Annotated in this window: 10 protein-coding genes; 3 read left to right on the top strand and 7 right to left on the bottom strand. The window is 63.8% G+C overall.

Annotated features, from left to right (window positions below; genetic code table 11):
- Positions 1 to 46: 46 nt before the first annotated feature.
- Together HPO_RS12950 and HPO_RS12945 are read right to left on the bottom strand one after the other, a co-directional pair.
- Positions 47 to 1,828 (bottom strand): sodium:solute symporter family protein, encoded by a 1,782-nt coding sequence (locus HPO_RS12950; protein WP_035599512.1) that lies wholly within the window; start codon positions 1,826 to 1,828, stop codon positions 47 to 49.
- A 10-nt stretch (positions 1,829 to 1,838) separates the two neighbouring features.
- On the bottom strand, positions 1,839 to 2,132 hold the full coding sequence (locus tag HPO_RS12945; RefSeq protein ID WP_051612602.1) for a DUF4212 domain-containing protein: 294 nt from the start codon (positions 2,130 to 2,132) through the stop codon (positions 1,839 to 1,841).
- Positions 2,133 to 2,329: 197 nt separating this feature from the next.
- On the opposite strand from HPO_RS12945, the gene HPO_RS12940 reads away from it, so the two are divergent.
- The 3 genes from HPO_RS12940 to pth all read left to right on the top strand — a co-directional run bounded on the left by HPO_RS12940 (position 2,330) and on the right by pth (position 4,987).
- Positions 2,330 to 3,379, top strand: coding sequence for a serine hydrolase domain-containing protein (locus HPO_RS12940; protein WP_241767916.1), 1,050 nt, complete (start codon positions 2,330 to 2,332; stop codon positions 3,377 to 3,379).
- Positions 3,380 to 3,643: 264 nt separating this feature from the next.
- Entirely contained in the window at positions 3,644 to 4,291 is a 648-nt protein-coding gene (locus HPO_RS12935) for a 50S ribosomal protein L25/general stress protein Ctc (RefSeq protein ID WP_035599505.1), read from the top strand.
- An 84-nt stretch (positions 4,292 to 4,375) separates the two neighbouring features.
- Positions 4,376 to 4,987 (top strand): aminoacyl-tRNA hydrolase, encoded by a 612-nt coding sequence (pth, locus tag HPO_RS12930; RefSeq protein WP_035599504.1) that lies wholly within the window; start codon positions 4,376 to 4,378, stop codon positions 4,985 to 4,987.
- Positions 4,988 to 5,144: 157 nt separating this feature from the next.
- On the opposite strand, the gene phhA is transcribed toward pth, so the two are convergent.
- Genes phhA through HPO_RS19835 form a run of 5 tightly spaced genes read right to left on the bottom strand, consistent with a single transcriptional unit; the run spans position 5,145 to position 8,367 of the window.
- Entirely contained in the window at positions 5,145 to 6,020 is an 876-nt protein-coding gene (gene phhA, locus HPO_RS12925) for a phenylalanine 4-monooxygenase (RefSeq protein ID WP_035599503.1), read from the bottom strand.
- Between the two features lie 49 nt (positions 6,021 to 6,069).
- Positions 6,070 to 6,339, bottom strand: a complete 270-nt coding sequence (gene fliN / locus HPO_RS12920; protein WP_051612601.1) for a flagellar motor switch protein FliN — start codon at positions 6,337 to 6,339, stop codon at positions 6,070 to 6,072.
- Positions 6,336 to 6,746: a hypothetical protein gene (locus HPO_RS12915; RefSeq protein ID WP_035599500.1), complete on the bottom strand. Its 411-nt coding sequence runs from the start codon at positions 6,744 to 6,746 to the stop codon at positions 6,336 to 6,338. Before HPO_RS12915 ends, fliN begins: the two co-directional genes overlap by 4 nt.
- On the bottom strand, positions 6,746 to 7,699 hold the full coding sequence (locus HPO_RS12910; protein ID WP_051612600.1) for a FliG C-terminal domain-containing protein: 954 nt from the start codon (positions 7,697 to 7,699) through the stop codon (positions 6,746 to 6,748). Before HPO_RS12910 ends, HPO_RS12915 begins: the two co-directional genes overlap by 1 nt.
- Positions 7,699 to 8,367, bottom strand: a complete 669-nt coding sequence (locus HPO_RS19835; RefSeq protein WP_051612599.1) for a hypothetical protein — start codon at positions 8,365 to 8,367, stop codon at positions 7,699 to 7,701. Before HPO_RS19835 ends, HPO_RS12910 begins: the two co-directional genes overlap by 1 nt.
- Positions 8,368 to 8,386 lie beyond the last annotated feature (19 nt).

Below are 8,386 nucleotides of genomic sequence, written 5' to 3'. Positions count from 1 at the left end.
CGCAATGGAGGCCGCCCTTCACCGGACAGACGCAGGAGGGATACGCCTATTCGGCCGGAGACATCCCTGCATCGGCGATGCCATGGGGCCTGCGCTGACCCGGCACGCGGATATCTTCGACAAGATCCTGAATATCCTGCGGCGGAGCTTTGGTCGCGAGCGACACGACAACCCCAACAATGATCGACAGGATCATGACCACGAAGCCGATACCTTCCGGCGACACACCCAGGAACCATTCATCAGGACCGGCATCCTTGCCTGCGCCCAGCTTGAAGTGCCAGATGTAGATGAAGGTCGGGACAAGGCCGGTGAGCATCGAAGCGATGGCGCCTTCCCGGTTCATCCGTTTCCAGAAGATCCCAAGCAGGATCACCGGGAACAGCGAGGCCGCCGCCAGACCGAAGGCGAACGCCACGACCTGCGCCACGAAGGCCAACTGGGACGAATAGATGCCCATGAAGCCGGCCGCCATGACGGCGCCTGCCGCAGCCAGCCGCGCCACCCGCAGCTCGCTCTTGTCCGACATGCCCTTGAAGAAAGTGCGCCGGCAAAGATCGTGGCTGACGGCGGATGAGATCACCATCAGGAGACCGGCCGCTGTTGACAGGGCCGCCGCAAGTCCGCCCGCCACCATCAGGCCCACCACCCAGTCGGGTAGCTGCGCGATCTCAGGGCTCGCGAGGACGGCGATGTCGTTATTGATGGTGACTTCATTCTCAAGCCCGTCAGGGGCATTCGGCCCGCGGATCTGCATGATGCCGTCGCCATTCTTGTCTTCAAATCCGACAAGCTTGGTGACCTCCCAGCGGGTGAACCAGGCGGGGGACGGCGTCACGCCCTGGGCTTCAAGAGCCGCAGCCTGAGCCGCATAATCCTCACCCGGAGCAACATAGGTGGTGTCGTTGACGGTGTTGATGACATTGAGGCGCGAGAAGGCACCGACCGCCGGGGCCACCGTATACAGCAGCGCGATGAAGACCAGCGCCCAGCCGGCCGACAGGCGTGCATCGCTGGGCCGCGGAACGGTGAAGAAGCGGATGATGACGTGCGGCAGGCCCGCTGTGCCGAACATCAGCGCGGCGGTGATGCAGAACACATCAAACACAGTCTTGTTGGTGGTGGTGTATTCAGAGAAACCGAGGCTGGTGAGGGTGTCACTCAGCTTCTGGATCATCGAGACATCCTCACCCTTCACATTGGAGATGAATCCAAGCTGGGGGATCGGATTACCGGTGAGCATTAGCGAGATGAAGATCGCCGGAACCGTATAGGCGAAGATCAGCACGACATATTGGGCGACCTGCGTGTAGGTGACGCCCTTCATGCCGCCGAGCACGGCATAGATGAAAACGATCCCCATACCGATGAAAATGCCGGTGTTGAAATCAACCCCCAGGAAGCGCGAGAAGGCGATACCGACGCCCGACATTTGCCCGGCAATATAGGTGAAGGAGACAAATAGCGCGCAGATGACGGCCACGAGGCGCGCGGTGTCGCTGTAATACCGGTCGCCGACAAAATCGGGCACGGTGAACTTGCCGAACTCGCGGAGGAAGGGGGCGAGGAGCAGCGCCAGCAGCACATAGCCACCGGTCCAGCCCATCAGGTAAACCGAGCCGCCATAGCCGAGGACAGCGATCAGACCGGCCATGGAGAGGAAGGAGGCTGCGCTCATCCAGTCTGCGGCGGTGGCCATGCCGTTGATGACGGGGTGAACCCCGTGGCCGGCTACGTAAAAGTCGTTGGTCGAACCCGCCCGCGCCCAGATGGCGATGCCGATATAGGTCGCGAAGGTTGCGCCGACCCAGAAGAGTGTCCAATCCATATCTGCCCCCTCAGCCTTCGATCCGGAATTTCCGCTCGATGCGGTTCATGGCGAAGCAATAGTAGAAGATCAGCGCCACGAAGACGTAGATCGAGCCGTTCTGGGCAAACCAGAAGCCGAGCGGCGCGCCGCCGAGCTTCACCGCGTCCAGAACCTCGCGGAACAGGATGCCTGCACCGAAAGAGACCAGGAACCATACCGCCAGGAGCGTCAGCGTCAGCCGGATGACCTCCTTCCAATAGGCTTTCCCGTCGATTTCGGGCCCGTCAATTCCGGGCGTAGTTTCAGACTGGTTTTCTGACATGTCGCATTCCTCCCTGGCCATGTGCCTGATGCGGTATTCCGCTGGTTGCACGCTGCGCCAGGCGGAGCCGTGCGTACAGGTGGACCTTGGTCTAACGCCGTAGGGGAAAGCCTGAAGGCTGTTGCCATCGCCGCAGGTTCGGCGTGAAATCGGAAAAGAGGGCAAAGACGGCCCCGCCAACCGGGGAGGACTTCGATTTGATCCACAAGACCACGCTGCTTCCGCCCCTGCCCGCCCAGCCGCCCGGCACACCCTGGCCGACGCAAGACTGGCCCCAAGCCCCGCTGGACCCGGGCGTTGCCGAAAAACTTCAGCCCCTGCTCGACATGGCCTTCAGCGAGCCTGCGCCCGCGGCGATCGGCGAAACCCACGCCTTCCTCGCCGTGCAGGGCGGGAAGATTGTGGCTGAGCGCTACTGGACTGGCTTTAACCGGGAGAGCACGCATCATTCCTGGTCGCAGGCCAAGAGTATCACGCAGGCGCTGGTGGGTATTCTGGTGCGCGACGGGAAGATCGACATCCACGCCCCCGCTAACATACCCGAATGGCAGCAGGCGGATGACCCGCGCCGCGCAATCACGCTGGACCAGCTCCTGCGCATGTCCAGTGGGGTGAAGTTTGCCGAGGACTATGTGGATGCGGGTGTTTCGGATGTCATCGAGATGCTGTTTGGCGCGGGCAAGGAGGATGTGGCGGGGTATGCAGCCAAATCTGCGCTGATCCACCCGCCGGGAACGGCGTGGAGTTATTCCAGCGGCACGAGCAATCTTGTCGCCCGCGCCGCCGCGCTGGCTTATGGGGCTTCCGGAGAGGCGTTTCGGGACTTCATGTTCCGCGAACTCTTCGGGCCTCTGGGCATGACCTCAGCCAGCCCGAAATTCGACAAGGCCGGCACCTTTATCGGCTCGTCCTTCTGCTACTGCACGGCGCGGGACTTTGCCCGCTTTGGCCTGCTTTACCTGCGCGATGGCGTCTGGGACGGGCGGCGCATCCTGCCGGAAGGCTGGGTGGATTATGCCCGCGCGCCGACGCCGGTGCCCCCCACGGAGCGGCTGGGCTATGGCGCGCATTGGTGGCTGGGCATGGGAGGGCCGGGCAGCTTTTCGGCCAATGGCTATGAGGGGCAATACACCGTCGTCGTGCCGGATCTGGACCTGATCCTGGTGCGCAATGGCAAATCGCCCGACGCGCAGAAGGAAGCGGTTCAGGACTGGCTGGGCGAGGTGGCGGAGTGTTTCCGGCTTTGACTCCCCTCTCCCTCCGGGGAGAGGGGCTGGGGGTGAGGGGGCGCAACATTTCCTCAAAATGCTGGACTCGCGGTGACGCCGCTCCCCCTCATCCCCAACCCCTTCTCCCAAGGGAGAAGGGGCTTTCCCCCCCTGCCGCCTCCGCTTGCCAATCCGGCGCCCATCCCCTATACGCCCCCGTTCAGAAAGGGCGGCGCCAGGCCGTGCCTGTCAGGTTCCGACCTTACCTAAGGGAAGGCACGGTCCAGGGCGAAAGGAAAACAAATGTCCAAAACTCAGATCGTATTCAATGTCGAAGTGCGTGAGCGCGTTGGCACCGGCGGCGCCCGTGAAGCCCGCAACAACGGCCTCGTTCCCGGCGTCCTCTATGGCGGCGACATCGACCCGGTGGCTATCAGCCTCAAGAAAAACGAAGTGATCAAGGCGATCGAGACGGGACAGTTCCTGAACTCAACCGCAACCCTGATCCACAAGGGCGAGCGCCAGCTGGTGATCCCGCAGGGCATCCAGATGCACCCGGTTTCCGACCAGCCGATGCACGTCGACCTGCGCCGCGTGAAACTTGACCAGATCATCAAGGTCGAGGTTCCGGTTCACTTCAAGGGCCTCGAAGTTTCGCCGGGCCTCAAGAAGGGCGGCACGCTCAACGTCGTGCGCCACTCGGTCGAACTCAACGTTCCGGCTGGCAAGATCCCCGAAGCCCTGGAAGCCGACGTGTCGGCCCTGGAAATCGGCGACAACGTGAAAATCTCCTCCATCACCCTGCCGGAAGGCGCCGAACCGGCGATCACCGACCGCGACTTCACCATCGCGACCATCGCTGGCCGCGGCGGCAAGCAGGAAGTTGAAGAAGAAGCACCGGCTGCCGATGCAGTGCCCGCCGCAAAGGCCGCTGCTCCGAAGAAAGACTGATCTCTTTCTGGACAAGTCAGGGGCCGCCAATCACAAGCTGGCGGCCTCTTTGATTCTGAGGCGACCTGTCAGGAGCGACCCGCCATGCTGATCCTCTCAGGCCAGGGTAATCCCGGCGCCAAATACGCCAAGAACCGGCACAATGCCGGCTTCATGGTGATTGACCGTATCCACGATGCCTATCGTTTCGGCCCGTGGCGCGCGAAGTTTGACTCAGAGATTTCCGAGGGCACCATCGATGGCAAGAAGGTGCTGCTGATGAAGCCGCAGACCTTCTACAATGAAACCGGGCGCGCGGCATCAAAAGCGCTGACCTTCTACAAGCTGCAGCCTGAAGACGTGACCGTGTTCCATGACGAGATTGATCTGGCGCCGGGCCGCCTGCGCGTGAAGCGCGGCGGGGGGCATTCGGGCAATAACGGCGCGCGCTCGATGATGGCGCATATCGGCGAGAACTTCCGCCGTATACGGATTGGAGTGGGCCACCCCGGCGACAAGGCCATGGTGATGCCGCATGTGCTGTCAGATTTCCACAAGGCGGACCTTGAATGGTTCAATCCGATGACGGACGCCATCTGCAAGGCCCTGCCCTTTCTGCTGGCGGGCGACGATGAGCGCTTTCAGACGGAAGTGATGCGCCTGGCGCCTGCGCCCAAGCATGATCCCAAGCAGACGGCGCGCAGGGGCGAGGCGTAGGTTTCCAAGCTATCTGTTTCCGTCACTCTCGATGGCCAAAGGCCATCTGAGAGCCTATCTCCCGGCATCACCGCTGGCACCAAGGATGGTTCGGGAGATCGGCACTCAGATGCGCTACGCGCATCGAGTATGACGAAAGAAGCAGGAGCGTGTGGAGCTAACGACCCTTGCGGCCGCCCTTGCGGAAATAATCCAGCGTGCCGCGCGTGATCACCTCATCGCCCGGCGCCAGCTCATGTGCTTCATGGTCCGGCAGGCCCTTCACTTCGGCATACACGTCGCCGAAATCCTTGTAGCAGGTTTCGAGCAGGGCTTCGAAGCTGGGGATGACGAAATAGGTCTGCTGGAAATCATCAATGATGTATTTCGTCCGCATAAGGCGTTTCAGGTCAAAGCCGATGCGATTGGGGCTGGCGTCTTCCAGCGCAAAAACGGTTTCCTGCGGGCTGGAGAGGATGCCCGCGCCATAGATGCGCAGCTCTCCCTCCTCGCGGATCAGGCCGAACTCGACCGTGTACCAGTAAAGACGCGCAAGGTTATGCAGCTGGCCCAGGCGCATCGCCCGCTGGCCGCCCTTGCCATAGGCTTCCATGAAATCTGCGAACACCGGATTGGCCAGCATCGGCACATGGCCGAAGATGTCGTGGAAAATGTCCGGCTCCTGAAGATAGTCGAACTCTTCCTCCGGCCGGATGAAGGCCCCCGCCGGAAAGCGGCGGTTGGCGAGATGGTCGAAGAAAATCTCGTCCGGCACCAGTTCGGCCACCGGCACGACGCGCCAGCCGGTCAGCGCTTCCAGCTTGTCTGACAGCCGGCCCATATGCGGAATGCCCGAGGGGGAGAGTTCCAGCTGGTGCATCGCATCCAGCGCCGCCTGCGAGGCGCGGCCCTTGGTGATCTCCTTCTGGCGGCGGAAGAGACGGTCCCACCGGTCATGCTCGGCGGGCGAATAGGTCTCCCACGCCTGGTCGATCGTGAAGTCAGCCGCGCGCGGGGCGCCGTGATAGCGATTCTTTGCAAAAGCAGTGTCCATGGGCGCGAGTATACGCCTGAACGAAAATTAGTTCCAGATGTAACTAATTTCAGGCTGCCTCAGGGCGGGAATCGATGATTTCCGAGAGGGTGACGCCCAATTGCCCGTCAGAGACGACCAGCTTGCCCCGCGCCACGAGGCGGCCGGAGACGTAGATATCCACAGGTTCGTTGGTGTGGCGCTCAAGAGCGACGATTTCGCCAGGCGAAAGCGCCAGCAGCTCCTCCATCGGAATGCGCGCCTCTCCGAGCACAACATCCACGCGGACGGGCACATCCAGAAGCATCTTCTCAAGCGCGGGATTCTTCGGCTCGTTCATTGCCCCATCCTTCGCCCGGCTTTGGGGGCGTTGTCCAGCGTTTCGCTGAGGTCTCTTGTGAGGCCGAAGAGGTCGCCCTGCCCGTCGAGCAGCCTTTGGGCGAGGCCGGTGACGGTGCCACGCAGGGGCGCGCTGGTGGCCTCATCAAAGGCAGCCGAATCCAGAAGCTGCATCACCTTCAACAGATCCGAGAGAACTTCCCGCATGGTGGCGGAAACCCGGTCCAGCCGGTCGAGCGTTTCCTGCGCCTCCTGACGGGAGACTTCTGCGAGGGTATCGGCGCGCACCCTGGCAATCAGCGCCACGACATCCTCTGCCGACAGGCGCACTTCGCCGGCATCAGCGGGCGGCGCGGTGAAATCGCTGCGGAAATCGAACGGGGAAAGGAGGTGGGCAGCCTGGGTCATCACTCGACAAGCTCATCCTCAACGGCGCCTCTGGCGGCGCTGCCCCGGATATCACCGCGCTGGATCAGCTGGCGGGCAAGCGTGACGATCTCATGGCGGGCGGCGTCGATCTCGCTGCGGCGCAGCGGGCCGAGGCCGGCGATTTCCTCGCGCAGCAATTCGCCCGCCCGCTGGGTCATGTTGGCGAAGAAGGCAGCGGCTGTGGCCTCGCGCGCGCCTTTCAGCGCCACGATCAGCGCGCCCCGGTCTGCAGCCGACAGCAGCGTCTGCATGCCGCCGGCATCAAGCGCGGCAAGATCATCAAAGGTGAACATCAGGGCACGGACTTTCTTGCCCGCGCCCGGCTCAGCGCTTTCCAGCGCAGCGAGGAAAACGGACTCAGCCCGCGTATCCATCTGATCGAAGATGCGGGCGACGCGCTCATGCCCGCCGCGGGTGCCTTCACAGGCCAGCGTGGGCAGGCGGCGGGTGAGGTAGTCTTCCAGGCTTTTTACGGCAGCGGGGCTGGGCGCGCCGAGATGCAGCAGGCGCTGCATCGTCTCCACCGCCAGCGACGGCGGCAGGGCCCGCAGGATGCGCGCCGATGTCTCGCTGGAAAGGCGCGACAGGATCAGGGCAACATTTGCCGCCCGCTCCGGCCGCACCAGAGCCACCAGCGTATCGAGAGGGAGCGCGGACAGCGCCGACCAGACATCCTTGTGCCGGTGCAGGCTGCTGGCCGGGAACTGTTCCGCCTGGCCGAAGCGGCGGGTGGCGTCTGCGAACAGACGGGCCGCATCGGCCTCGGCGGCCGGGTCATCGGCGAGACTATCCATGGCGGCAGTCAGCTCTCGTGTCTCGGCTGGGGACAGCTCGGCCCAGATGCCGGCAGCTTCCGGCCCAAGGGCGCGCATGAGCCGGGCCGCGCGGAGGGTTCCGGCGTCGATATCGGGGGAGAGCGTGGCCGGCAGCATCAGGAGGCTTCCTCCCGGTCGCTCATCCAGCCGCGCAGTACCGCCGCGGCCCGCGCAGGATCACGGCGGGCGAGGTCGCTCGCCTCCGGAACCGGAACCGCCGCCCGCGGTTTCAGGGGGCGAAGCGACTCTGCACGCAGATCGGCCGGAGCGCGCTCAGGTTCGCGGGCCGGTATAGCGGCGAGGGGCGCGGCCGCCCGGTAGAGGGTCGCCAGCGCGATACCCGCAGAGATCAGGGAAATGAGACCGAGCGCGCCAAGCTCCAGCCAGCCAGCGGCGTCCGGCCGCCCGGGCAGGCCGCGCGCGAATGTGGCGTGTTCGATGATCAGCTTGTCGCCGCGCTTGAAGTCGAGCCCTGCCGCTTCGGGCAGGATGCGCTGCAGATCGCCGGCAAGGGGCGCGGCGGGCGCGTCCAGCAGCACGAATACGGTGCGGCCACCGTCGGCGTTGAAAGCTATGGAAATCCGGGAATTGCCGGGACCGGCAATGGGGTCAATCAGGGCGGCGAGAGAGGTTTCGGCCGGGCTGCGCGGTTCGGCAGGGGCGCCCGTCAGCAGGCTGGAGGCCCGCCAGACACACAGGCAGAGCGCCAGAAACAGGGCCGCAAGCGCTGCAAACCGGACGAAACGCCCTGCTTCCAATCCGCTGCCTGCCTGCCTGAACGCCATCAGCCCCTCCGAACGGCCA

It is taken from the genome of Hyphomonas polymorpha PS728 (assembly GCF_000685315.1).
Taxonomy (GTDB): Bacteria; Pseudomonadota; Alphaproteobacteria; order Caulobacterales; family Hyphomonadaceae; genus Hyphomonas; species Hyphomonas polymorpha.
The sequence above is the reverse complement of the archived record's forward strand: the minus strand, read 5'-3'. Positions and strand labels throughout refer to the sequence as shown.